The sequence below is a fragment of the Peribacillus sp. SIMBA_075 genome, from assembly GCF_046534585.1.
The window spans coordinates 1-260 of record NZ_JAWRYN010000921.1 but is presented as its reverse complement, the minus strand read 5'-3'; the positions used below and the strand labels follow the sequence as shown (position 1 = coordinate 260).

1 protein-coding gene is annotated in these 260 nt (G+C 36.9%); it reads left to right on the top strand.

Going from position 1 to position 260, the window contains the following annotated elements:
* Positions 1–103 precede the first annotated feature (103 nt).
* Positions 104–260, top strand: a 157-nt coding sequence (locus SB775_RS30945; protein ID WP_410865092.1) for a helix-turn-helix domain-containing protein, incomplete at its 3' end; no start/stop codon positions are given.

Below are 260 nucleotides of genomic sequence, written 5' to 3'. Positions count from 1 at the left end.
CAAACGGTACGGCATTAAATCAACCAAGCAGCTACGTAACTGGATACTAAAGTATAATAGTCATGAAGAGCTAAAAGCTTCCGGCACAGGAGGAGCGCCTATCATGACAAATGGAAGAAAGACTACTTTCGAAGAAAGAATTGAAATTGTAAGGTTTTGTATAGAAAATCAACAAGATTATACTCAGGCCGCACAGCAATTTCAGGTATCCTATCAACAAGTTTATTCTTGGACAAATAAATACTTAAAGTCAGGTATAG